The organism is Microvirga guangxiensis, assembly GCF_900102135.1.
GTDB lineage: Bacteria > Pseudomonadota > Alphaproteobacteria > Rhizobiales > Beijerinckiaceae > Microvirga > Microvirga guangxiensis.
The window spans coordinates 359279-384120 of the sequence record NZ_FMVJ01000003.1 but is presented as its reverse complement, the minus strand read 5'-3'; the positions used below and the strand labels follow the sequence as shown (position 1 = coordinate 384120).

Genomic DNA, 24842 nt, shown 5'->3' with positions numbered 1-24842 from the left:
TCATTTATCCACGTTGAAAGGAAAGGAACCATCCGATGCCCATGTGGACAGGCAATGTCGCAAATCGGCAGGCGTTCCCAAGCGAACCTTGGCGATTGTCTCGCCCGCTCCGATGCGAACGGACAAGCCTCCGCGGGCGTTCACCGTCTTGAAGCCGTTCTCGTCGGTCAGGTCGTCGCCGACGAAGATCGGGCGCCGTCCCTTGTAGGGCAGCGCGTGAAGAAAGCTCTCGATGACCTTGCCCTTGCCTGCCGCGGACGGAAGAATTTCCGCAACGGCTTTGCCGTGCTGGAGACGGTACTCGTTTCCGAGCGCCTCCACGGCGGCATGAGCCGTCGATAAGGCGAAGTCCTTTTCCTGAGGCGCGAGACGCCAGTGAATGGCGACCGAGCAGCCCTTGTCCTCGATCAGGACGCCTGCCTTGTCAGCCACGGCATCCTTCAATCGTCCAATCATCCGGCGCAGCTGAGGATGCTCGTCGGGATCGCAAAGATGCAGATCGCCTGCCACACGCTGTTCGAGACCGTGCAGCCCCGCCATGTCGAAGCTGTAGGGTTTCAGGTGATGGTCGAGAAACGAAACGGGTCTGCCGCTGACGATGGCAAGAGCCCCGCCCAGCCTCTCCTGAAGACGCCGGAGAACATCCGGCAGGTCGGGATCCACCACGACAGCATCGGGACGCTCGACGATGTCCACGAGCGTTCCGTCGAAATCCAAAAAGAGCGCGTAAGCCTCTTCTGTTCCCGCTTCCTGAATGAGAGCATCACGCATTGGCAGCCGCCCGCTTTCTGCCGGAGGCAATGAGACGCCGAATCCTTAACCGCTTGCGCAGGCGGGACGCGGCGAGCAGCATCTGCCCGGCCCAGCGATAAACGTTGCGCTCCTTCACTTGATCGCGCATGAGCCGCATCCGCTCGCGCTGTTCCGTTTCCGACATGGTGAGCGCGCGGTTGATCGCCTGGCCCATGGCATGGGCATTGTAAGGATTGACGATCAAGGCCTCCGACAACTCGCGGGACGCGCCGGCGAATGCGGAGAGGATGAGAACACCCTGCTCGTCGTCGCGGGCCGCCACGAACTCCTTCGCCACGAGGTTCATGCCGTCATGCAGGCTCGACACAATGCAGAGATCGGCGGCCCTGAACAACTCGAACACCTCATCGGGCTCATGATGGCGGATGAGAAGCTTGATGGGCTCGTATCCTTCGCTGCCATGTCTCTCGTTGATCTCGCGCGCCAGTGCTTCCGCCTCCTCCTGCAATTGCCTGTAATTGGCGAGCTTGCTGCGGGTCGGAGCCGCCACCTGGACGAAGGTGAAATTGCCTTTCCAGTCGGGATGTTCGGTCAGCAGCGCGTCGATGGCCTGCATACGGTCGAGAATGCCCTTGGTATAATCGAAGCGTTCAATGCCGACACCGATGCGCATGTCGGGGGAGAGACCGAGACGCTCGCGAACGGTGCTGCGACATTCCTCGACGGGCTTCTGGCCCGCGAGGGCCGTCGGGGGCCATTCGATGGAGATTGGATACGGGCGAATCTGGGTTTCCTCTCCGCCGAACGTGATGGAATCCGTCTCACGGTTGATGCGGCTCTCCACGTAGGAATCCACCGCGTCGATGAAGTTGTTGCAATGGGCTTGCGTATGGAAGCCGAGGATCGACGAGCCGAGCAGACCGTCGATGATCTCTTCCCGCCACGGACAGATGCCGAAGGTTTCCGCGTTCGGCCACGGGATATGCCAGAAGGTCACGATGGTGGCTTGCGGCAGGCGGTTGCGGATCATGCGCGGCAGGAGCGCGAAATGGTAATCCTGTACGAGAATGATCGGGTCTTCGCGCTTGGCCTCGGCCACGATGGCATCGGCGAACTTCTCGTTGACGGCGCGATAATATTGCCAGTCCTGCTCGCGGAAGACGGGACGCACGAAGGCGATGTGACAGAGCGGCCATAGGCCTTCGTTGGCGGCGCCGTAATAATAACCGTCCTGCTCCTCGTCCGTCAGCCACACGCGGCGAAGCGTGTAGGACGGATTGGCAGGGGGCACGGGGACGCGGTCATTGGCGTCCACGGTTTCCCGGTCCGCCGTTCCGCTGCCATGAGCCACCCATGTGCCGCCACAGGCGCGCACCACCGGCTCAAGAGCGGAGACGAGGCCGCTTGCCGGGATTTGCAGGGCGATGGCGCCATCCTGAGAGCGGTTGTGGATGTAGGGCTCGCGGTTCGAAACCACGATCACCTCGGACCCCGACAGCTCGTTTGCGAGAGCCGCGCGAAGGGTATCGGGGCTCCAGTCGGTATGGGCCGCGTCAATGGTCCGGCGGGACGCCTCCAACTCCTGGAGCACGTCGCGGATTTCCTGGCCCAAGGGGATGATGTTCTCCTGCTCAGGCGTCCCGGCGGCTCCGGCGCGGGCGTTCTCGAGGGCCAGCCGGATGGAGGCAAGCCACCGACGCATGATCAGCGCCGCGATCATGGCCGCAAGCGCGGCCGCGCCGAAGGCAACACCGGCGAGAGCCAGGAAAAGGTAATTTCTCGCCTCTCCTCCGCGCCGGTCCGCATAGCTCAGGTCGTGCAGCACCATGAGGTGCCCTTCGCGACCGGACACCGTCAGAGGAAAGGTGCTGACCAGGATGCGTTGCCCATTATGGGTAACCGTGGAGAAGCTCTGCGTGTCTGCTCTGGCAGCCTGAGTGCAGGAGAATGATTGCGGCATGCTGCGGGTGGGGGCGCGCAGCTCATCGCCGTCGCAATAGCCGATCGCGAGAACCCGTTCGCCGGAAGCAATCCGCTCGAAGAGACCCGACAGCCGCCCGACATCGTTTCGGGTCAACAGATTGGAAACCTGATCACGAGCCGAGTTGAAAACCAGCTGGGACCGTAACTCCACATCCCTCCGCGCCCATTCATCCACAAAGGATGTGGCGAACGGGAGAACGGCCAGAATGACGATGGCCGCAACAAGCAACGCAATACCGCCGAAGCGAAAGATAATCCTCAAACCTCTTTATCCCTAGGATGTTCAAGACCTTTCGAAGAGTTGGAGCCTAAACACCGGGAAAAATTCGATGTTTCGCCACCAGCCCTGGCGCGGCCTCGAAGACGCGCCCGTCCCTGTTATGGGTTCTTCCGGTGAACTTTCCAGCCTTAGGACCTGAGCGCAAGGTGCAACCCAGGCAATAAAAAACCGCAGCCGGCTTCATGGGCCGGCTGCGGTGCAAAGGATTGAACCCTTTTGAGGAGGCTTTAGTGCTCGCGGAAGGCGCGGGCAATCTGGTCCTTCATGGGCTTGAAGAAGTACTCGAACGGAGTGCGCTCGTTCACCTCGACGAAGACCTCGGCCTGCATGCCTGCGATCAGGTGCAGCCCTTCGAGGCGCTTGATCTCCTCAGGCGCCAGCTCCACGCGGATCGTATAGAAGGTCATGCCCGTCTGCTGGTCGCGCGAGACGTCGGCCGAGATGCGGCTGACCTTGCCGTGCAGATCCGGCATGTTGCGGGCATTCGAGGCGTGCACCTTCACAGTGGCCTTATGGCCAATCTTCACCTGATCGATCTCGTTCGGCATGACCTTGGCTTCGAGCTCGAGCTTGTCGTTCGTGGGAACGATGAGCATGACGGGCTCGGCCGGGGAGATCACGCCGCCGATGGTGTGAACGTTGAGCTGATGGACGTAGCCGTCGCTGGGCGCGCGGATGTCGATGCGCTTCAGCTGATCCTCGGCCGCCACCTTACGCTCCGTGTACTCGGCGATCTTGCTTTGGATCTCGCGCAGCTCCTGCATGGCCTCCGCACGCATCTGCTCGTCGATCTGGATGATCTGGAACGAGGTTTCGGCGATGCGGCTTTCAGCCTGGGCCACGGCGGCGATGAGCTGGCCGCGCTGCCCCTCGATGCTGGCAGCGTCGCGCTCCAGCGCGTTGAGGCGCGGAAGCTGCACCAGGTTCTTCTCGTAGAGCTCGCGGACGCCCTTCAGCTCCTCGGTGATGAGCTCGGCCTCGCGGGCCTTGGCATGCTGTTGCGCCTTCAGGCCGGTAATCTCATCCTGCGATTGCGCAATGCGCTTCTTGAGCTGATCCTTCTGGGCATCCTTTGCGGCGCGGCGCGCCAAGAAGAGGGTGTGCTCGGAAGAGATGATCTTATGAACCGCAGGATCTTTGAGGCGGCTGGCGAACTCGTCCGGCACCTTGATCTCGCTGGCGCCGTCGCGCTCCGCTTCCAGGCGGGCCTGGCGGCCGATGAACTCATCGAGCTGCTTGGACACGACCTGAAGGTTGGCGCGGGTCAAGGTTTCATCCAGGCGGACCAGGAGATCGCCCGCATTCACGCGGTCACCGTCCTTGACCTTCAGCTCGCCGACGATGCCGCCGGTGGAGTGCTGGATCTTCTTGACGCTTGAATCGACCACGAACTGGCCGCCGGCCACGACGGCGCCCGACAAGGTCGAGGTGGCCGCCCAGAGGCCGATCGTGCCGCCGAACAGGGCGATCATCGCGAGACCCGCGACGCTCGACTGGCGCAGGACCTTCTCGTGCATCGAAGGCTTTTGAGGCTGCTGCATAATCATCATTTAACCAACCTCCCGCAGGTTTCCGGCCTGCGCCTGTGCCGGCTGCACACGCACCGTCGGTGCCTGCTGCGGGGCCGGAGTCGTATTGCGTTTCATCACACCTTGCAGAACTTCGTCCCGCGGGCCCATGGCCTTGATGCGACCTTCTTCCATGATGGCGACCTGATCGACCTGGCCGAGAGCGGCGGGGCGATGCGTGATGACCACCACGATGCCGCCGCGCTGCCTGACGGCGAGAATCGCCTGGTTCAGGGCTTCGTCACCGGCGCCGTCGAGGCTGGCGTTCGGCTCGTCGAGCACGACGAGGAACGGATTGCCATAGAGGGCGCGGGCGAGGGCCACACGCTGGCGCTGACCGCCCGACAGGGACGCTCCGCTTTCGCCGATCTTCGTGTCGTAGCCATCCGGTAGATTGAGGATCAGGTCATGAGCGCCGGCTGTCTTGGCAGCGGCGATGACATCCTCGGGCTTGGCGTTCGGCTGGAAGCGGGAGATGTTCTCCGCCACCGTGCCTTCGAACAGCTCCACGTCCTGCGGCAGGTAGCCGATGTGACGGCCAAGTGCATCGGGCTCCCACTGGTCGAGGGCCGCGCCGTCGAGACGGATCTCGCCGCGCATGCTCGGCCACACGCCGACGAGGGCGCGAGCGAGCGTCGACTTGCCCGAGGCGCTCGGACCGATGAGGCCGAGGCCCTGACCGGCTTGGAGGCGCAGCGAAGCAGCCTGGACGATCGGGAACTGAGCGCCCGGAGCCGAGACGTAAACTTCCTCCACGGACACGGCCTGCTTCGGAGCGGGCAGCGGCATGCGCTGGCCCTGCGCCGGAACGATGGACATGATGTGCTGGAGGCGGCGATAGGCCTGACGGGACGCAGTGAAGCCCTTCCAGTGAGCAACCGCGATTTCGATGGGCGCGAGGGCGCGGGACATCAGGATCGAACCGGCGATCATTAGGCCGCCCGACATCTGCCCCTCGATGACGAGGAGAGCGCCGAGACCCAGAACGCCCGACTGCAGGACCATGCGGAACACCTTGGCGAAGGCGCTGATGCCGGCAGAGGACTCACTGCTCGCGAGGCCGTCGTTGACGTGGCGGACATGCACTTCGTCATAGCGCTTGCCGAGGAAGCTCAGCATGCCCAGCGCGCGGATCGCTTCCGCATTGCGGCGGCTGGTTTCCGCCAGGGCCTGACGCTCGGCGCCGCTCTTCGTCACCTGATAGGACGGCTCCTTGCTCTTGGAGTCCGTGTAGATCGTCAGGAACACGATGCAGACGCCACCGATGGTCGACATGATGCCGACCCAGGGGTGAATCATGAAGCAGCCGATGAGGAAGATCGGCATGAAAGGCATGTCGAACAGGGCGGTCGGGCCGAGGCCCGACAGGAAGCCGCGGATCGTATCCACGTCACGAATGGGCTGCATGCTCTCGGCCTGCTTGGCGCCCTTCAGCGGCATGGTGGCGACAAGATCGAAGACGCGCGGAGCGAGGATCTCGTCGAAGCGGGCGCCGATGCGGGCCAGCATCTTGCCGCGCAGCATGTCGAGGCCGCCGGACAGGGCATAGGCCGCCAGGGTGATCAGCGAGAGGCCGATGAGCGTCGGAATGCTTCGGCTCGACAGCACGCGATCATAGACCTGGAGCATGTAGATCGAGCCGGTCAGTGCCAGGATGTTCACGACGGCCGAGAAAATGGCCACGTTGCTAAAAGAAGGTAAGCAGGATTTCAGAGCGTCTTGGACCTCTGTGCTCTCTTCCCGATTTCTCGATGACTGCTTCATTTGTTCTTTCCATCGGCGAGCCGCTCACGCGGCGCACCGTTCAGTTGCAGTGCCACCATGCACGGTTATATCCTAGCATGATGTTAGCTGTCTTGCGACAGCTCGGATGTCGGGCTTTGGATCGCTAAGAGCATTCTAAACGGACCGGACTGAAAACTCCGGTTTTTTCTTTGCCCTTAAGGATATTGAGATGCCCCCAAAGTCAGCGCCTTCCGTTACGCCACCCTGGTTGTAACCCTATTTCAGGCACACGTGTCAACTAAAAGTGTTATCAAATGCCGAACTCGTTTTGCTTACTCTCTATTTATAGAGGTAACGTAACGGAGCCCCTTTTAATATGTAACTCTTTGGTAAACAATCATAGTTAAACAGATGTGACCTAGAAATGAGGTCGCAATATGGACAAGCTCAACAGCCCTCATCTTACCTTGGCAGCGCCTTTCCGAACCGGCGAATCAGCGCCGAAAGAAATCCGGATCGACCCTGCCGCGAGTGCGGCCCTGGCAGAAGCGATCAGGAGCGCCCGCGAAGAGGCGAAGCCTGAAGGTTCTCCCAATCCCCTGACGGAGGCCGAGGCCAAAACAGCACCTCGACACCGCGTTAAAAATCCCCTCCTGGCTCAAGCAGCCGTGGCCCTGATTTTCCTCGGCGCAGGATGGCTTGCATCCTATGCAGGGAACTCAGGCACCCGGGAGGCAATCCGCCTCATGCAAGCCGAGGCGGTGCGCAACCAGGACATTCTCGTCAAACTGAACGATGAACTGGCAACGCTGAAAGTCGCGGTGAAAGCGCGCGACGTCGAACACACGGCCTCCACCAATTCCGGACAAGCCAGGCTTGCCGAGAAGATCGACCGCCTTGCGGCATCGATCCAAGAACCGGGCATGAAGCTCACGTCTCTCGAGGATCGTCTGACCCGGATGGAAGGCCAGATTATGGCAGGGCTGAATAATCTGAGCGTAATCAAGCCTCCCGCCCCTGATCCGGCAGCCGAAAAAGACAGCCCGCCCGCTCTGAAGCCAGCCAAGGCCGAACCTGTCGACGGATGGGTTCTGCGGGAGGTCTACAATGGATCGGCCCTCGTGGAGAGCCGCAACCGTGGCCTTTACGAGGTCATGCCCGGCAGCCTCATTCCCGGGGTCGGCAAGGTGGAGACCATCGAGCGGCGCGGCGCACGCTGGGTGGTGGTCACCGACAAGGGCTTCATCGGCACCTACCGCTGAAGGCTCAGTGGGGAATGATGAGCTTTAGCCCATAGACGAGAGCGGCGAAAACCGCCAAGCTCACGACATACATGAGAACGAACCAGAGCAGGCGCTTCGAGCGCCGCTCCGGTGGGCGATGCGTTTCTGCCTGCATCAGTGATATCCGTAGCCGCCGCCCTGGATTTCCTCGGCGACCTTTCCGCGGAACACATAATAGGCATAGGCCGTGTAGGCGAAGGTGATGGGCAGCACGATGGCGAAGCCCACAAGCGCGAAGAGCTGCGAGTTCACCGTGTTGGCCGTATCCCAGATCGTGAGGTTCGGCGGCACGTTATAGGGAAAGAGGCTGACGCCGAGCCCCAGATAGCCCAGGAGGAAGAGCGCAATCGTGAGGAAGAAGGGCCGATAATGCCGCCCTTCATCAAGATCGCGGAACAGGCGGTAGGCGACATAGGCCGTGATCAGCGGGATCGGCGCGAGAAACGCAATGTTGGGCCAGGTGAACCAACGCATCTCGATCTGCCGCCCGAGGAACGGCACCCACAAGGAGACGATGGCCATGGCGACGATGGTCGCGATGAGGAAACGCACCGCCATGCGGCGCGCCCAGATCTCGAGCTCTCCTGTGGTCTTCATCACGCACCAGGTCGCCCCGAGCAATCCGTAGCCGCAAATGAGGCTGATGCCGGTGACGACGCTGAAAGGCGTCAGGAAATCGAAAGTGCCCCCCGTGAACTGGCGTCCGTCGTTGGAGAACCCCTGCACGAAGGAGCCGAGCACCATGCCCTGGAAGAACGTCGCGAGGAGCGATCCGAAAAAGAAGGCATTATCCCAGAGGAACTTCGACCGCTCAGACTTGAAGCGGAACTCAAAGGCCACGCCGCGGAAGATGAGCGCGATCAGCATGAGGATGATCGGCACGTAGAGCGCGGGCATGAGAACCGCGTAGGCGATGTGGAAGACCGCAAAGAGGCCGCCGCCGCCGAGAATGAGCCAGGTTTCATTGCCGTCCCAAATCGGCGCGACGGAAAACATCATGCGATCGCGCCAGTTTTCGCTGTGCGCCGCCTTGAAAAGAATGCCGACGCCCAGATCGAACCCGTCGACGATCACGTACATGGCGACCGCCACCGCGATCAGTCCGGCCCATATCAGCGGCAGCCAGAAAGCGAGACCTTCGTATTCGTTTCCAAAACCGAACATGCTGCTGCCTCCTATCGCACCGGCTGCGGCCGATGGCCGGGCCTGCCTTCGAGCCCCTCGTCCGGCACGGAGAACGGACGTTTCGGCTTCTTGCTGAGATCGTCTCCGCGAATGTCCTCGACAGGATCCGGGCCCCGGCGCAGCAGCTTCGCGAGATAGTACGAGCCGAAACCGAACACGAAGGCATAGACGACGAAGAAGGTGAGAAGCGATGCGGTGACCGCGCCTGCCGAAACGGGCGAGACCGCATCGGCGGTGCGCAACAGCCCATAGACCACGAAAGGCTGACGGCCGATCTCAGCCGTGAACCAGCCGAACAGCACCGCGCCGAAACCCGACGGCGTCATGATCATCGTGGCGGTCAGGAACGTTCTGTTGGTGAAAAGCGTGCCTTTGTAGCGGAGATATAGGCTCCACAACCCGATGCCGAGCATGGCGAAGCCGATGCCCACCATGATCCGGAAAGAGAAGAACACAGGCCATACGGGCGGGCGGTCCTCGCGCGGAACTTCCTTCAGGCCAGGAACTTCGCCATCGAAAGCATGGGTGAGCACCCAGCTGCCGATCTTCGGAATGCCGATTTCGTAGTGGTTGGTCTCCGCCTCCTCGTCCGGAATGGCAAAGAGACGAAGCGGCATGTTGGACATGCGATCCCAGTTGCCTTCGATGGCCGCGAGCTTCGTGGGCTGGTATTTGAGCACGCCGAGACCGTGCAGGTCACCGATCACGATCTGAACCGGCACGAAGATGGCGGCAAACCACAGGGCCATCGAGAGCGAACGCCGCGATGCGGCGAGCTTGGCCTCCGGCGCATCGTGAGGATGGCGCAGCAGCATCCAGGCAGACATCCCTGCGACAGCAAAGGCCGTGGTGATGTAGCAGCCAAGCACCATGTGCGCGTAGCGCAACGGGAAGGACGGATTGAACACGACCTTGAACCAGTCGACCGGCACGGCCTTGCCGTTCTCGATGGCGAAACCGTCCGGCGTCTGCATCCAGGAATTGGCCGAGAGAATCCAGAAGGCGGAGATCAGCGTTCCCAAGGCCACCATGCAGGTGGCGAAGAAGTGCAGGCGGTCGCCAACCCTTTCCCAGCCGAACAGCATGATGCCGAGGAAGGCCGCTTCGAGAAAGAACGCCGTGATCACCTCATAGGCGATGACCGGACCGAGAACGTTGCCGGTGTATTCTGAGAAGCGCGACCAGTTCGTGCCGAACTGATAGCTCATGACGATGCCCGACACGACGCCCAGGCCGAACGACACCGCGAAAACCTTCACCCAGAAGCGGAAAAGATTGCGATAGAGCGGATTGCCTGTGCGCAGCCAGTTGAACTCCAGCGCCGCGAGCCAGCTCGCGAGGCCGATGGTGAAGGCTGGAAAAATGATATGGAACGCTATCGTGAACGCAAATTGGATGCGTGAAAGCATCAAGGCGTCGAGTTCCATACCGCTTCCCCTCTATCTTCCTCCCCCTGCTTTTAGGGCGCGGACAAGAAGGGTCCAGGCTCGCGCCTAGGAATATCGCGCCTGCGACATGGATCCAGCCTGCAGCGGACGCCAGCCCGTGCTGAGGCGTTGCAGGGCTTCTAGCTCCACCGGATCGTGGCTGCAGAAGATTCTCACATTGCTGCGACCATCGTTCGCAAGTTCGCGCAGCCTCTCCTGGTTATGGAGGCGGGACGGCCTGTCCATCTCCATCATGCGCTGATAGGCGGCAAGGCCCGGCGTGCAATAGGGCTCCGGATCCATCTCATGGCGGTGGAAATAAGCATCGCCTGCGTTCAGCAGCCAGCCCTCCGGCGTATCGATGGCGATGCCTGCATGGCCGAGGGTGTGGCCCGGCAGCGGAACCATCAAAATCTCCGGCGGCAACCCATCGAGATCGCGGACGGCGTCAAAGCCGAACCACCGTTCGCCCTCGGGATTGTAGAAGCGCCAGTTATGCACCTCGTCCCATTGCTCGGGCCGGTAGCGGCGCGTGTTGATGAGCCCGTGCCGATCCTCGGCCACGTCCATCTCGGCTTCCAGCACGTGAACTCTCGCTTCCGGAAAGTCCTCGAGTCCGCCCGCGTGGTCGAAATCGAGATGAGTGAGCACGATGTGGCGCACGTCGCGAGGCAAGAACCCCAGGCTCCTCACCTGCTCCAGGGCCGTGTAGCGATGCTCGAGCTGGATGCGGTTGGTATGGATGAACAGCGGGCTCAGCCGCTCGTAAGGATGCTCCACATCCCGCGAACCGAAGCCGGTATCGACGAGCACCAATCCGTCATTGTCGGTCTCGACGAGCTGGCAATGGCAGACGAGCTGTCCTGTCATGCCGCGGCTCACCCCGTCCCACAGCTTGCCACCCACCGGACACATGCAACCGCAATTGAGATGGTGAACACGCATGGAAGGCCTCGCTGACTGGGTGGAGAGAAACCCTAACGCCAGACCGAAGGGAAATGTTCGACGCGGGAGCCTACTTCCGGCAGGCGAAAGGCGGGAAGGTGCTGGCCGTTCCCGCGTTCATGGCGGCCACCACCATCATGTTGGCAAGGGTCAGCTCCTCCTCGGAGCGGGGACAGACTTCGGCTTTGGCGACGCAGCCGGAGACCAGGAAGGCTTCGTGACGATCGAGAAATTCCTGTCCTAAACCCTTGGTGCCCCGCCGTGCGAGAGCGTCATCCCACGCCTTCTTGTAACGGTCACATTTCACCTCGACCCAGCTTGGTTCCTGAGCAACAGCGCAGGAGAGTCCCGCGGCACACGAACCTGCCATCGCAAGAGCGGCCACCATGATCGCTGAACGTTTCATCTACTTTCGCTCCATCACGGCAGCGATGGAGCATGACCGGGCCTGAGGGTCAAGAATCAGGCGCGCATCTCGGCCTGACTCGCATCCTGCTTCCGGCGAACCGAAGATCGGCGCGTCCTGGCAGGTTTTTTCTTCGCCTGCTTTTCTGCCTGCTCCTGCACCTCGCGGGACAGCCGCTCCTGAAGCAGGGTCAGCACCGCAGCCTCTTCCGGCCGAAGGGAAGGCAGGTCTTCACGCAGTTCGGCCTCGATCTGCTCCTTGATCTCCAGAAGCAGGCCGCCTTCGAGATAGCAGGAGAATACCTCGGGGTGCACATAGCACTTGCGGCAGATGGTCGGCGTGTTGCCGAGACGCGAGGAAACCTGCTCGATGGCTGCGCGAATGTTCTTTTTCGCCTTGGCCTCGCTGTCGAACTGCTCGAACTCGGACAAGGCCATGGCGGCAAGCACCGTGCCTGCCCAGGTGCGGAAGTCCTTTGCGGTGATGTCGCGTCCGGTGATCTCTTTCAGATAGGCATTCACGTCCGACGATGAGATCGACTGACGCTCGCCGCTCTCGTCGAGATATTGAAACAGGTCCTGCCCCGGCAGATCCTGGCAGGCCTTTACGATCCTGGCGATACGGCGATCCTTCACCTGCAGCTTCCAGGTCTTGCCGCTCTTGCCCTTGAACTGGAAGCGCAACTCGGCCCCCTCCACTTTCACGTGCGGGTCGCGCAAGGTGGTCAGGCCATAGCTCTTGTTCTGCTTCGCATAATCCTCGTTCCCGACGCGGATCAGCGTGTTCTCGAGCAGATGCACCACCGTCGCCAGCACCTTTTCGCGCGGCAGGCCGCGCAGTTTCATGTGCTCGTCGATGGTTTTGCGGATGGCCGGCAGGCCGCGCGCGAATTCGAGCATGCGCTCGTATTTCGTGCTCTCCCTCACTTCGCGGAAGGCGGGATGATAGCGGTATTGCTTGCGCCCCTTCACATCGCGGCCCGTCGCCTGAATGTGGCCATTGGCCTTCGGGCAGATCCACACATCCGTGTAGGCAGGCGGGATGGCGAGCGACCTGATGCGGTCGAGCGTCGCCTTGTCCTCGACCTTCTTCCCGTCGGGCTTGGTGTAGGTGAAGCCCTTGCCGGATTTTCTGCGTCTGATCCCGGGTGACTCATCGGAGACATAAGTGAGCCCTGCCGTCTCGGCGGCGTCCCGCGGGTCGACGATGGTGTCGTTGGAAGGATTCGGGTCCAGAAGCATGTCGCGCCTTGCTGTGAAGCAGAGGATCAACCGGACTGCGCCATGCCCGGTTCCCTCCGCTCGCCTGCGGCAGACTTGCCGGTGCGCGCCTCCTGCCGGTCATTGCGGATCTTCAAGGCGAGGATGGTGCCGCTCAGGCACAAGCTCAGCAGGTTGAACACGATGAGCGGAATCGCCCCGATGAGAAAGCCGTAAGCAGACCACAGCACGAAGGCCGTGACCGTCACGAGGTACATCTTCTTCGAGATCGCCGCCGTGTCGCGCTCGCGCCAGGCTTTCAGCACCTGTGGGACGAAGCTCGCCGTGGACAGAATTCCCGCAACGGTCGCCAGGATCGTCGGCAGCCACTCACTCATTCACGCCTCCTTTCCAGGCCGAATGCAACGGCGACGGAAAAGGGTGGTTCCCTCCAGGAGGAGAGGTCGCTAGATACAGCAGCGCTGTTTCATCAAAGGCTTCCCTTGACCGACCCTCTTTTTCCAGGCCGCAAGCTCGTCTTCGTCGTGACCGAGGACTGGTTCTTCGCCTCGCACTTCCTCCCCATGGCCACGGCTGCGCGCGAGCTCGGCCTCGACGTGACGGTTGTCACGCGCGTTCAGGCGCACCGGGAAGCCATCGAGGCGACGGGAGCGCGGGTGGTTCCGCTGCAGGTCGAGCGACGCAGCATCAATCCCATGACGGCAGGCTATGCGGCCGGTCAGCTCGCCGCGATTCTGAAGGACGAGAAGGCCGACATCGTCCATTGCATTGCGCTCAAGAGCATTCTGGTCGGAGGCTTCGCGGCCAGCCTCGCCGGCATCAAGCATCGTGTTTACGCGCTCACCGGCCTTGGCTTCCTCGGGGCAAGAACCGACAGGGTCGGGCGCCTCTCGCAGCGTGCCGTGCGGTTGCTGGTGCGCGGCCTTCAGACCGAAAAAACACGCTACCTCTTCGAGAATACGGACGACCCCAAGCTCCTCGGCCTCGACCCGGGAGCCTCGAACGTCACCATCGTCGGGGGCGCAGGCATTGATCCCGAGGCGTTCAAGCCTACTCCCCTCCCCGCGCAGCCGCCGCTGAAGGTGGCCCTCGTCGCCCGCATGCTCTGGTCGAAGGGTGTGGACCTTGCCGTGGAGGCCGTACGTAAGGCCCGGGCGCAAGGCGCCGCCGTCGAGCTTTCGCTCTATGGAAATCCCGACCCGTCGAACCCGAAAGCCATCCCGGAGGAAACCCTGAAGGCCTGGAGTTCCGAGCCCGGCATTTCCTGGCACGGCGCAACCCGGGATGTTCAGGCCGTCTGGCGCGATCATCACGTGGCATGCCTTCCCTCCCGAGGCGGCGAGGGCCTGCCGCGGACGCTGCTTGAAGCCGCCGCCTGTGGGCGCGCCATCGTCACCACCGACGTTCCCGGCTGCCGCACCCTCGTGCGGGATGGCGTTGAGGGTCACCTCGTGCCGCCGAACGATGCCGGAGCGCTTGGCGCTGGTTTCCTGTCTCTCGCCAACGATCCCGAGCGCGTGGTGCGTATGGGCGAGGCAGCCCGCACCCGCGTTCTCGACGGCTTCACGGAACGGGACGTGATGAACGACGTCAAACGGCTTTATGCCTCCATGTTGAGCCCATGATCGCGGATCCGGTTGCCTTTATCCGCGCCGAGACGCGGCTGCTGCCGGTGCCCCACACGCCGGAACTCCTGCTGCATGTCGCCGACGAAGCGACCGATCTGTGGCAGCGCACGGAAGAGGAACTGGGCGAGATCGGCCTGCCTCCGCCTTTCTGGGCCTTTGCCTGGGCAGGCGGGCAGGCGCTCGCCCGCTACATTCTCGATCATCCCGAAACCGTGCGCGGGCGACGCGTTCTCGATTTCGCTTCGGGCTCGGGTCTCGTGGCGATCGCGGCCATGAAGGCGGGCGCGGCCGAGGTGCTCGCCTGCGACATCGACGGCTTCGCCATCGCCGCGATCCAGTTGAACGCCGAGGCAAACGGCGTCAGCGTCACGCCCATACAAGAAGACCTCATCGGGCAGGATCGGGGCTGGGAGACCGTTCTCGCCGGTGACATCTGCTACGAGCAGGATCTGGCGGCGTGGGTCACGGACTGGCTGTTTGCTCTGAGCCGGCGCGGTGCCGCCGTCCTCATCGGCGATCCGGGCCGTAGCTATCTCCCCAAGGACCGTCTCGAACGTCTGGAAATCTACGAAGTGCCGGTAACGCGCACTCTGGAGGATGCCGAAATCAAGAAAACCAGCGTCTGGGAATTTCGGCACGAATAGTCAGCTGCTGCGCATTCCCTCACTGCATGACTGCAAGACCATGCACTTTGAATACCAAAAGCCCCTTTGAATATGTAGCGTTGTAACCTATCTTTGCGGAGAGGGCGGCCTATGAGCCCTCTTGCCCTTTCATTTTCCAATCAAGTTCCGTTTTACAAATCCAGAGACAACACCGTGACGCAGCCTTCTTCCGATCTCCAGACTGCCATCCACCCTCAGCCGGTCTCCAAATCGGCCACGGTTGCTAAAAGTCTCGCTTATGCGGAAAGCCTGTGTCGGACCAATGGGGTGCGGCTGACACCCATCCGCCGTCGCGTTCTCGAGGCTCTTCATAAAGCCAAGCGGCCCCTCGGGGCCTACGACCTGGCGGATGTTCTCTCGCCTCAAGGCCGCCGCATGGCGCCTATCACGGTCTATCGCGCCCTGGATTTCCTGATCGAGCAGGGGCTGGCCCACCGGCTCTCCAGCCTGAATGCCTATACCGCCAGCAGCCAGGCTTCCGACGGCCATGGATCATCCGCCCTCCTCATCTGCGAGGGCTGCGGAGACGTCAGGGAAGTGATCCTGCCGGAATTGTCCGATGCCTTATCGTCGCTCCACAAGACCCATGCTTTCTCACCGCATGCCAAGGTATTGGAGCTCACCGGCCGCTGCATTCACTGCTGATTGCAGATCACATCTGACACTCTATTGACTGGGCTACGCTTGACGAGAAGGGGTTTTCGCCTCAGCTAAACGGCGACGGCCTTGTCATCGGCCGCCGCGGATTGCAGCATGTCTCTTATGTCCTCCTCCAATGTCGTCCCCTTCGAGCGCCCCGCAGGCCCTAGCCCCCGTCACCGCACGGTAGGCGTTCGGGTCGGCTCCGTCATGGTCGGCGGCGGCGCACCGATCGTCGTCCAGTCGATGACCAACACGGACACGGCGGATGTGGACGCCACCGTCGCCCAGGTCGCGGCGCTCGCCCGCGCCGGGTCGGAGCTCGTGCGCATCACGGTGGATCGCGACGAGGCCGCTGCGGCTGTGCCGAAGATCCGCGAGCGGCTCGACCGGCTCGGCGTTACCGTGCCGCTGGTGGGAGACTTCCATTATATCGGCCATCAGCTTCTGGCCGATCACCCGGCATGCGCGGAGGCTCTCGACAAGTACCGCATCAACCCGGGCAATGTGGGCTTCAAGGAAAAGAAGGACCGGCAGTTCGGCGCCATCGTCGAGCTGGCCATCAAGCACGACAAGGCCGTGCGCATCGGCGCGAACTGGGGTTCCCTCGATCAGGAGCTCCTCACGCACCTCATGAACGAGAACGCCGCTTCCGCTAAGCCTCGCGAGATGCGCTGGGTGACGCGCGAGGCGATGATTCAATCCGCCCTGCTTTCCGCCGCCCGCGCGGAAGAGATCGGCTTAGGGAGGGACCGCATCATCCTCTCGGCCAAGGTTTCCGCCGTGCAGGACTTGATCGCCGTCTATCAGGAGCTTGCCCGCCGTTCCGATTACGCCATCCATCTGGGTCTCACTGAGGCCGGCATGGGCACCAAGGGCATCGTGGCATCCTCCGCGGCCATCGGCATCCTGCTGCAGGAAGGCATCGGCGATACGATTCGCTATTCCCTCACGCCCGAGCCGGGCGGAGACCGTACGCTCGAGGTGAAGACCGCGCAGGAACTGCTCCAGACCATGGGCTTCCGCACCTTCGTGCCGCTGGTGGCCGCCTGCCCCGGCTGCGGACGCACCACGTCCTCGGTGTTCCAAGAGCTGGCGCGGGACATCCAGAACTGGATTTCCACCTCCATGCCCGAGTGGCGGCGCACCTATCCCGGCGTCGAGAACCTGAACGTGGCCGTGATGGGCTGCATCGTGAACGGCCCCGGTGAGTCGAAGCACGCCAATATCGGCATCTCGCTGCCCGGAACAGGCGAGCAGCCGGCGGCCCCCGTCTTCATCGACGGCAAGAAGGCGATGACCCTGCGCGGCCCGACGCTTGCCCAGGACTTCCAAGCTCTCGTGCTCGACTACATCCGCAAGACCTATGGCCAGCGGGAGCGCGACGCCGCCGAGTGAATCGGCGCGTGAGCCTCGTGGAACCCTGGGAGAAATTCCGTTTTAAGCTCAAGCGCGATGTGCTAGAGAGCGCGCCGCGCCGGCAGCAGTGACGGCCACTGCACTCGAAGATGAAGATCTCCTTCCTTCGTCGTTATTGCAGAGTGACTTGGAACAAAGGCTGTCCGCGGACACGTCCGCAAAGAAAACACACATGACAGAACAGCATGCTGTCGCTCCCGGGCACGCGGATTCCGCCGCCCCGGAGGCAACCCTTCCCGGAAGCCACCACAAGGCGAGTTTCTGGACCCTGACGCTCGGCGCCATCGGCGTCGTTTACGGCGACATCGGAACGAGCCCGCTCTACGCCATGCGAGAGACGGTCGCTGCCGCGACCGGAGGCCACCACGGTGTCCCGGTCGATCTGACGCGCGATCTGGTGATCAGCATTCTCTCGCTCCTCATCTGGGCGCTGATCCTGACCGTGACCGTCAAGTACGTGATCCTGCTGCTGCGCGCCGACAACAAGGGCGAAGGCGGCTCTCTGACGCTGGTGGCGCTTCTGCAGCGCGCGCTCGGGCGGCGCAGCCTGCCCGTTCTGATGATGGGCATGGCCGGAGCGGCCCTGTTCTATGGCGACGCCGCCATCACTCCGGCCATCTCGGTTCTGTCCGCTCTGGAAGGAATGAAGCTCGTCGCTCCGGCTTTCGAGGATTACATCCTGCCGGTTGCGGTAGCGATCCTGATCGGCCTCTTCGTCGCGCAGAGCCGCGGCACCAGCAAGGTTGCCGCCCTCTTTGGCCCTCTCACGCTCCTGTGGTTCATCACCATGGCGGGCCTCGGCCTTCTCCACATCTCGGATGACTGGGAGGTTCTGCTCGCCTTCAACCCCTATTACGGGGTGCATTTCCTCGTCACGCACCCGGGCACCGCCTTTGCGATCCTCGGCAGCGTCTGCCTCGCCGTAACCGGCGCCGAGGCGCTATATGCGGATCTCGGCCATTTCGGCCGCAAGCCGATCCGCATGGCCTGGGGCACAGTCATCTTTCCGGCCTTGACCCTGAACTATCTCGGGCAGGGCGCGCTCGTGCTCTCGAATCCAGATTCGATCGAGAACCCGTTCTTCCTGCTGGCACCCCCGTGGCTGCTGCTGCCGCTGGTGATCCTGGCGACCTTGGCGACCATCGTCGCCTGCCAGGCCGTCATCACCGGCGCGTTCTCCCTGACGCGGCAGGCGGTGCAGCTCGGCCTCCTGCCGCGCCTGGAGGTCCGCTTCACCTCGGAAACGCACCAAGGACAGATCTATCTGCCACGCGTGAACTGGTTCCTTCTCGTCGCCGTCGTCACGCTGGTGCTGACATTCGGCTCCTCGAGTAACCTCGCCAGCGCCTACGGCATCTCGGTCTTCGGCACGATGATCGTGACGGCGCTGCTCGCCTGCCTGGTGTTCAGCCGGGTCTGGGGCTGGGGTCCGATCAAAACCGCCCTCGTGATGGTACCGCTGATCGCCCTCGACTTCACCTTCCTGTCCTCGAACCTGTTCAAGCTCCTGGATGGCGGCTATGTGCCCCTGCTGATCGCTCTCACCTTCTTCGTGATCATGTTCACCTGGGTGAAGGGAACGCGGATTCTGTTCGAGAAGACCCGCAAGATCGACGTGCCCCTGCTCGAACTGGTGGGCATGCTCGAGAAGAGCCCGCCGCATCGCGTGAAGGGCACCGCCGTGTTCCTCACGAGCGATCCCGACACCGCTCCCGCCGCGCTTCTGCACAACCTGAAGCACAACAAGGTGCTGCACGAGAAGAACGTGATTCTCACCGTGCGCGGTGAGGACATCCCGCGCGTGGAAGACGAGGATCGCGTCGCCATCGAGAATGTGGGCGACTCGTTCTGGCGCATCCGCCTGAGCTACGGCTACATGGAAACGCCCAACATTCCGCGCGGCCTCGCGATCCTGCGCAAGCAGGGGTTCAAGTTCGACATCATGGCGACGTCGTTCTTCCTCTCGCGGCGTTCGATCCGCCCTGCGAGCCAATCGGGCATGCCGCTCTGGCAGGACAAGCTGTTCATCAGCCTCGCAAAGTCGGCGAGCGACGCCACGGACTTCTTCCAGATCCCGACGGGACGCGTGGTGGAAGTGGGCACGCAGGTGACTGTTTAAACGGGATCCTTCAAGGCGTCCTCTCTAACTCCCCCTATTCTCCCCTCCTTGCGGCGAGGGAATAGGGATGAGGTCCGGTTGGGCAAGATTGACCCCTACCAGCCCCACTCGCCTCAGCCGATCACCCTCCGGCCCATCCTTGACCGTTGCGCTGATTGCCCCTAACCGACGCCCATTCCGTCGAGGACCCGTCTCTTGAGCACCGCCCCACCCCCTTCCTCCTTCGCCCTCAGCCGCAGCGAGGCTGTGCTGGTGTTCGTCACGATGATCTGGGGTGCGACCTTTCTCATCGTCCAGCTTGCCCTGAGCGTCAGCGGCCCGCTGTTCTTCGTTGGCCTTCGCTTCGGCACGGCTGCTCTGATGATGGCGCTCATCGCAGCGCCGGTGCTGCGCGGATTGACCTGGCTCGAGATCAAGGCCGGCATGCTGATCGGTGTTGCGATCTTCTTCGGCTACACGCTCCAGACGTACGGGCTGCAATATATCCCCAGCAGCAAGTCGGCCTTCATCACGGCGCTCTATGTGCCGATCGTGCCCCTGCTGCAATGGCTGGTCCTGAGGAGGCCGCCGAGTGTCATGGCCTGGACGGGCATCGTCTTCGCCTTCATCGGCCTCGCGCTGCTCGCAGGGCCCGACGGGACATCGATCGGAATGGGGATCGGCGAGTTGCTGACGCTTCTCTGCGCCGTCGCCATTTCCGCCGAGATCATTCTGATCGGCGGCTTCGCGGGGAAGGTGGATGCGCGCCGCGTCACCGTTGTGCAGCTCGCCACAACATCGGTTCTCGCATTCGCCTTTATGGCGCCACTCGGCGAATCGCTGCCTGAGCCGTCATGGCTTCTGATCTTCAGCGCCGTCGGTCTCGGCCTTGCCAGCGCAGGCATCCAGCTTGCGATGAACTGGGCGCAGAAGAGCGTGTCTCCCACCCGCGCCACGTTGATCTATGCGGGTGAGCCGGTGTGGGCAGGAATCGTGGGACGCCTCTATGGCGAACTCATGCCCGCCGCCGCACTGCTTGGAGCGTCGCTGATCGTTGCCGGCGTGATCGTGAGCGAGATGAAGCTGCCGCGCTGGTTGAGGCGTAGAGCATCGGCGAGCGCTTAAACCTCACGCTCCACCACGAAGCGCACGGCCTCGCGCAACGTCTGCGCCTTGTCGCCGAATGGATCGAGCGCGGCATCCGCCCTCTCGATGAGTTCGCGGCATTCGCGTTTCGCGCCCTCCAGCCCGAGCAGATCCACGAGAGTGGCCTTGCCCTTTTCCTGGTCCTTGCCGGTGCGCTTGCCGAGCGCTTCTGCTGATGCTTCGCGATCGAGAATGTCATCGGCCACTTGGAACGCCGCACCGAGCGCACGGCCGTATTCCACGAGGTGCCGGCGCGCATCCTGATCGGCTCTGCCGAGAATCGCCCCGGCTTCCACCGAGAATGTGAGGATGGCGCCTGTCTTCATCATCTGGAGCTGGCGCACGTCAGGCTCCTTCATCGTGATCGCCCCATAGCGGCCCTCCGCAGAGAGGTCGAGCAATTGCCCGCCGACCATGCCGCCGAGGCCCGAGGCACGGGCGAGACCCAGCACGAGGTCCGAGCGCACCGCCGGATCGGCATCGGTCTCGGGATCGGCCAGCACCTCGAAGGCGAGGGTCTGGAGCGCATCGCCCACGAGAATTGCCGTGGCCTCGTCATAGGCCTTGTGCACGGTCGGCCGGCCACGGCGCAGATCGTCGTCGTCCATCGACGGCAGGTCGTCATGGACCAGGGAATAGCAATGCAGAAGCTCGATGGCCGAGCCTGCCCTCAAAGGCCCCTGTCCCTCCATCCCAAGGAGGCGCGCCGCCTCGATGGCGAGAAACGGCCGCAGGCGCTTGCCGCCCCCCAGCACAGCATACCGCATGGCCTCCATCAGCCGGGCGGGCCGAGCAATCTCGCCGTGGCGAGCATTGTCTGCTAGCAAGGCTTCGAGATTGGCTTCGATAAGCTTTGCGGCCTCATTGAGCCGCGCGCTGAAAGTGCTGGTGGATGGCGTCATGGTGAGTCCGAATTCGGAGGGAGCGGCCGCTCCCTCCGAGGAGAACAGCGGCGGACGAACGGACCGGGGATGGATTCTGCGGCGGGAACGGTCGCGGGAGCCGATGACGGTCGCCCGTTTCCTTCGCCGCTTCGTCCAGTTCGGCCTCGGCCTTATCCTCTTATGGGTCGGAGCCGTCTTTTGGCTAGGGCTCTTGTACTGGATCGTGCCTCCCGTCTCCACCCTCATGCTCGGCCGCTGGCTCACGCTCCAGGGCGTGGAGCGCACCTATGTCCCGTTCGATGAGATTTCCCCTCACCTGCCGCTCGCCGTCATGACGGCTGAGGACAGCCGCTTCTGCAGCCATGGCGGCGTGGACTGGATCGCCGTCCAGGAGGTGATCGATGATTCCGACGAGGATGGCCCGTCCCGCGGAGCCTCGACCATTTCCATGCAGGTGGCCAAGAACCTGTTCCTCACCCCGAGCCGCTCCTACCTCCGCAAGGGGCTGGAGATCCCGGTCGCCATGTATCTCGATCTCATCTGGTCCAAGCGCCAGATGATGGAGGTCTATCTCAACGTGGCCGAATGGGGCGAGGGCATCTTCGGGGCCGAAGCCGCGGCGCAAAAGTATTTCCGCAAGTCCGCCAAGAACCTGACACGCCGTGAGGCGGCGCTTCTGGCCAAGGCCCTCCCCAACCCGCTCAGGCGCAACCCCGGACGCCCCACGGCAAGGCTGAATGCCCTGGCAGGGCAGGTCCAGGCCCGGATGGTAGGGGCCGCCCCCTATAGCGAATGCCTGAAACCTTGAGCTGCGACCATGAAAAGCCTTTTTAAGTCACTAAGGACTAGATATTTCCTCCAAGACCTTGTATGAGGCGCAACCTCATTAAGTTTGAGATGTGAGCGTTCCCCGGTTGAGCGGGCGCTCCGCTTTTTTGACCGGAGACGAGAAATGGCCGTTCCTAAGAGAAAAACGTCGCCCTCGCGGCGTGGCATGCGTCGCTCCGCCGATGCCTTGAAGGCCCCGACCTACATCGAGGACAAGGACTCCGGCGAGCTTCGCCGTCCTCACCACATCGACCTGAAGTCCGGCATGTACCGTGGCCGTCAGGTCCTGAAGGTGAAGGCTGACGCGTAAGTTTACGCGGCATGCAAGTAAAAAGAACCGGCGCACCGCGCCGGTTTTTTTATGCCCGCAATCCCCAGAGGCCCGATTTCTCTATCGATTTTACCGATCATTAAGCCTGAAGCCCGATCCTTGAGCCTCGATTTTTGACGGGCTGGAGCTTTCTCCCGGCCGCTGTGTATTGCGTTTTGGGGTGTGAGCAATGGCGACGAAGCGTCCGGGCCGGGCGGGGATCTTTCAGGGAACACCCCGGACGCCGCGCAAGCGCCAAGAGGCTTTCCCGGCCTCCCAGTCCGGCTCCGCCTATTCCTGGGATATTCTCTCGGACACCCTGACCTGGGGGCCCAATGCGGCTGCCCTTCTGGGCGTTCCGGCCCGAGACCTGCCGAAAACGGGCAAAGCCTTCGCCCAGCTCGTGGAGCCCGGCATCGGCACCAGTCGTCCGCAGGCGATCGCCGACTGCTCCTCCGGCAGTTTCGAGACGCGCTACGCCCTTCGCCTCGCGGCGGATCAGGTTCTGATGATTGAGGATGCGGGGCGCTGGCTGCCGGATGCCCAAGGCCGCCCTGCCTTCGTGCGGGGCCTGATGCGGACCGATCCCGGCCAAGCCTGCCTGCCGGCCCGGATCGAAGCCCGCTCGGGCCTGCTGCGGCAGATCCAGAACGGCATCAACGAGGCCCTTCGCCTCTCCCAGACCTGCACCCTGATCGTGGGCTCCCTGGAGGGTGACGATTCGGATGCGCTCGACATCATCGCCCGCAGACTGCGCCCGATGATGCGGCGGCAGGACCATTTCGGCGCCCTGAGCCCCAGCCGCTTCACTCTGACGCTGCCCGGTTGCCCGGTCTCGGAGGCCTCGAGCGCAATGCTGCGGGCGGCCGGCCTCCTGAAGGATTGCGCAGGCGAGCTGACGCTTGCCGCCGCCTGCGCGCCGGACCACACCTTCAAGGCTACCAAGCTCCTGCGCTTTGCCGAGCAGGCCCTGGAGACCGCCCTTGCGGGCCAGGAGCCCTTCAAGCTCTACGATCCTCATCCGGCTCCCCGCTCGACGCGGGCCGAGAAGGCTTCCTTCGATTTGATTTCTGCTCTCAACGAGCGAAGCCTCACCTTGGCCTGCCGCCCCATGGTGGATGCCCGAAGCAGAGCCCCCGCTCTGATGCAGGCCGCTTCCGCCCTGAGCGCCTCCGATGGGCGGATCATCCCTCTTGGTCCCGTGCCGCCCCTGAACGACGCCAATGTGAGCCTGCTCATGGATGGACGCATGCTGGAGCTGGCAGCGGACTATCTGAGCCGACACTCTCATGAGCGGATGGCCCTGCCCGTCGCGCCCGCAACCCTGCTGGACGCGGAATGGCTGCCGACCCTTGCCGCCCATCTCGGGGCCCGGCCCGGCATCGAGTCGCGCCTCATGATCGAGGTGCCGGAGATCGCGCTGGCGAAGGACGCCTCCCTTGTGGGCCGCCTCCATGCCATGAAGGCCCTCGGCATCGGCCTGTCCCTGTCAGGGTTCGGCTCCGGCCATATCCTGCCATCCGTTCTGCATTACATGCCCTTCGACATGCTCAAGATCGACGGGGTCTTCATCCAGCCGCTCAAGCGCTCGACGCAGGACCGCCTTTTCGTGCGCGCCCTCGTGGACAAGGCTCAGAACTCAGGCCTTGCCGTCGCAGCCGAATGGGTGGACGACGAGGCAACCGCGCGGATGCTGTCCGATTGGGGCGTGGATTATCTGGAAGGCGCGCTGTTCGGAGAGCCGGCAGTCGTTCAGGAGCCTGCTGGCCTCAAGCAATTGCTGAAGAAAGCCAGGGCCTGACCTTACTTTCCGGCGAGCTTGTCGAGCTTGGCCTGCATGTCGGCCATCTGACGCTTGAGGGCATCGAGATCGCCCCCCTCTTCCGCCTGAGACGTCGCCTTCGTCGCGGGAGCGCCGGGCGCTCCCCCCTGCGGGAAGGGCGAGAACATGCGCATGGCCTCCGTGAAGAAGCTCATGTTCTTGCGCACCTGCTCCTCCATGGCCTGGAAGGCCCCGGAGCCGAAAGCGCTGGTCATCTGATCCCGGAGCTTCTGCTGCTCCTGGGACAGGTTGTTCATGGAGAACTCGAGATAGCTCGGCACGAGGGCCTGCATGCTGTCGCCGTAAAAGCGGATAAGCTGGCGAAGCACGGTGACGGGCAGGAGGTTCTGCCCTTCCTTGTTCTCCTGCTCGAAGATGATCTGCGTGAGAACGCTGCGGGTGATGTCCTCTCCCGACTTCGCGTCGTAGACCACGAAGTCGTCGCCCTGGCGGACCATGCCGGCCAGATCTTCCAGCGTCACATAGGCTGAGGTGCCGGTGTGATAGAGGCGGCGGTTGGCATATTTCTTGATGATCGTCGGCTGTTTTTCCGTCGCCATGTGGACCCGATACGCTCCTCGAAACCGGTGACCGCGTGCCCTGTCGGGACCTCGACGGCCTTAACTAA

At 62.8% G+C, this 24842-nt stretch carries 23 protein-coding genes; 10 read left to right on the top strand and 13 right to left on the bottom strand.

Annotated features, from left to right (window positions below; all coding sequences use genetic code 11):
* From otsB to BLP10_RS05365, 4 genes are all read right to left on the bottom strand, one after another.
* Positions 1-771, bottom strand: a complete 771-nt coding sequence (gene otsB / locus BLP10_RS05380) for a trehalose-phosphatase (RefSeq protein ID WP_091131305.1) — start codon at positions 769-771, stop codon at positions 1-3.
* Entirely contained in the window at positions 764-2998 is a 2235-nt protein-coding gene (locus BLP10_RS05375) for an alpha,alpha-trehalose-phosphate synthase (UDP-forming) (protein ID WP_091131302.1), read from the bottom strand. The genes otsB and BLP10_RS05375 overlap by 8 nt, the downstream gene beginning before the upstream one ends.
* Positions 2999-3243: 245 nt before the next feature.
* Positions 3244-4566: an HlyD family type I secretion periplasmic adaptor subunit gene (locus BLP10_RS05370; RefSeq protein ID WP_091131297.1), complete on the bottom strand. Its 1323-nt coding sequence runs from the start codon at positions 4564-4566 to the stop codon at positions 3244-3246.
* Positions 4567-6348: a type I secretion system permease/ATPase gene (locus BLP10_RS05365; RefSeq protein ID WP_091131293.1), complete on the bottom strand. Its 1782-nt coding sequence runs from the start codon at positions 6346-6348 to the stop codon at positions 4567-4569. It lies immediately after the preceding gene.
* 398 nt (positions 6349-6746) lie between these two features.
* On the opposite strand from BLP10_RS05365, the gene BLP10_RS05360 reads away from it, so the two are divergent.
* Positions 6747-7571 (top strand): hypothetical protein, encoded by an 825-nt coding sequence (locus tag BLP10_RS05360; protein ID WP_091131291.1) that lies wholly within the window; start codon positions 6747-6749, stop codon positions 7569-7571.
* 4 nt (positions 7572-7575) lie between these two features.
* Here the strand turns inward: BLP10_RS05360 and BLP10_RS23825 are convergent, their stop codons facing one another.
* From BLP10_RS23825 to BLP10_RS05330, 7 genes are all read right to left on the bottom strand, one after another.
* Positions 7576-7707, bottom strand: a complete 132-nt coding sequence (locus BLP10_RS23825; RefSeq protein ID WP_280141076.1) for a hypothetical protein — start codon at positions 7705-7707, stop codon at positions 7576-7578.
* Positions 7707-8756 (bottom strand): cytochrome d ubiquinol oxidase subunit II, encoded by a 1050-nt coding sequence (cydB, locus tag BLP10_RS05355; protein WP_091131288.1) that lies wholly within the window; start codon positions 8754-8756, stop codon positions 7707-7709. Before cydB ends, BLP10_RS23825 begins: the two co-directional genes overlap by 1 nt.
* A gap of 11 nt (positions 8757-8767) precedes the next feature.
* Entirely contained in the window at positions 8768-10204 is a 1437-nt protein-coding gene (locus BLP10_RS05350) for a cytochrome ubiquinol oxidase subunit I (protein WP_091131284.1), read from the bottom strand.
* Positions 10205-10270: 66 nt separating this feature from the next.
* A complete protein-coding gene (locus tag BLP10_RS05345) occupies positions 10271-11149 on the bottom strand; it encodes an MBL fold metallo-hydrolase (protein ID WP_091131281.1) in 879 nt (292 codons plus the stop codon).
* Positions 11150-11219: 70 nt separating this feature from the next.
* Positions 11220-11555, bottom strand: a complete 336-nt coding sequence (locus BLP10_RS05340) for a hypothetical protein (RefSeq protein WP_091131278.1) — start codon at positions 11553-11555, stop codon at positions 11220-11222.
* A gap of 56 nt (positions 11556-11611) precedes the next feature.
* The gene (locus BLP10_RS05335) at positions 11612-12796 is read right to left on the bottom strand and encodes a DNA topoisomerase IB (RefSeq protein WP_091132095.1); all 1185 of its coding nucleotides are present in this window, start codon (positions 12794-12796) and stop codon (positions 11612-11614) included.
* A gap of 26 nt (positions 12797-12822) precedes the next feature.
* A complete protein-coding gene (locus BLP10_RS05330; protein ID WP_091131274.1) occupies positions 12823-13152 on the bottom strand; it encodes a SemiSWEET family sugar transporter in 330 nt (109 codons plus the stop codon).
* Positions 13153-13257: 105 nt separating this feature from the next.
* Here BLP10_RS05330 and BLP10_RS05325 point away from each other — a divergent pair, with 105 nt between their 5' ends.
* From BLP10_RS05325 to BLP10_RS05300, 6 genes are all read left to right on the top strand, one after another.
* Positions 13258-14400 carry a glycosyltransferase family 4 protein gene (locus BLP10_RS05325; RefSeq protein ID WP_244510403.1) on the top strand — a complete coding sequence of 381 codons (1143 nt, stop codon included), beginning with the start codon at positions 13258-13260 and terminating at the stop codon, positions 14398-14400.
* Positions 14397-15047 carry a class I SAM-dependent methyltransferase gene (locus BLP10_RS05320; RefSeq protein ID WP_091131270.1) on the top strand — a complete coding sequence of 217 codons (651 nt, stop codon included), beginning with the start codon at positions 14397-14399 and terminating at the stop codon, positions 15045-15047. Before BLP10_RS05325 ends, BLP10_RS05320 begins: the two co-directional genes overlap by 4 nt.
* A 174-nt stretch (positions 15048-15221) precedes the next feature.
* Positions 15222-15713, top strand: a complete 492-nt coding sequence (locus BLP10_RS05315; protein WP_175493786.1) for a Fur family transcriptional regulator — start codon at positions 15222-15224, stop codon at positions 15711-15713.
* Positions 15714-15821: 108 nt separating this feature from the next.
* Entirely contained in the window at positions 15822-17105 is a 1284-nt protein-coding gene (gene ispG, locus BLP10_RS05310) for a flavodoxin-dependent (E)-4-hydroxy-3-methylbut-2-enyl-diphosphate synthase (protein WP_091132091.1), read from the top strand.
* Positions 17106-17298: 193 nt separating this feature from the next.
* The gene (locus BLP10_RS05305) at positions 17299-19245 is read left to right on the top strand and encodes a potassium transporter Kup (RefSeq protein WP_091131261.1); all 1947 of its coding nucleotides are present in this window, start codon (positions 17299-17301) and stop codon (positions 19243-19245) included.
* A gap of 195 nt (positions 19246-19440) precedes the next feature.
* Positions 19441-20349: a DMT family transporter gene (locus BLP10_RS05300; protein WP_244510402.1), complete on the top strand. Its 909-nt coding sequence runs from the start codon at positions 19441-19443 to the stop codon at positions 20347-20349.
* On the opposite strand, the gene BLP10_RS05295 is transcribed toward BLP10_RS05300, so the two are convergent.
* A complete protein-coding gene (locus BLP10_RS05295; RefSeq protein ID WP_091131254.1) occupies positions 20346-21272 on the bottom strand; it encodes a polyprenyl synthetase family protein in 927 nt (308 codons plus the stop codon). The two genes, BLP10_RS05300 and BLP10_RS05295, sit on opposite strands and share 4 nt — an antisense overlap.
* A gap of 103 nt (positions 21273-21375) precedes the next feature.
* Between BLP10_RS05295 and mtgA the strand changes: the two genes are divergently transcribed.
* The 3 genes from mtgA (at position 21376) to BLP10_RS05280 (ending at position 24193) form a co-directional block, all read left to right on the top strand.
* The gene (mtgA, locus tag BLP10_RS05290; protein ID WP_091132088.1) at positions 21376-22062 is read left to right on the top strand and encodes a monofunctional biosynthetic peptidoglycan transglycosylase; all 687 of its coding nucleotides are present in this window, start codon (positions 21376-21378) and stop codon (positions 22060-22062) included.
* Between the two features lie 144 nt (positions 22063-22206).
* The gene (gene rpmF, locus BLP10_RS05285) at positions 22207-22392 is read left to right on the top strand and encodes a 50S ribosomal protein L32 (RefSeq protein ID WP_091131251.1); all 186 of its coding nucleotides are present in this window, start codon (positions 22207-22209) and stop codon (positions 22390-22392) included.
* Between the two features lie 190 nt (positions 22393-22582).
* Positions 22583-24193 (top strand): EAL domain-containing protein, encoded by a 1611-nt coding sequence (locus BLP10_RS05280; protein WP_091131248.1) that lies wholly within the window; start codon positions 22583-22585, stop codon positions 24191-24193.
* 2 nt (positions 24194-24195) lie between these two features.
* Here the strand turns inward: BLP10_RS05280 and phaR are convergent, their stop codons facing one another.
* Entirely contained in the window at positions 24196-24774 is a 579-nt protein-coding gene (phaR, locus tag BLP10_RS05275) for a polyhydroxyalkanoate synthesis repressor PhaR (protein ID WP_091131245.1), read from the bottom strand.
* Between the last annotated feature and the right edge of the window lie 68 nt (positions 24775-24842).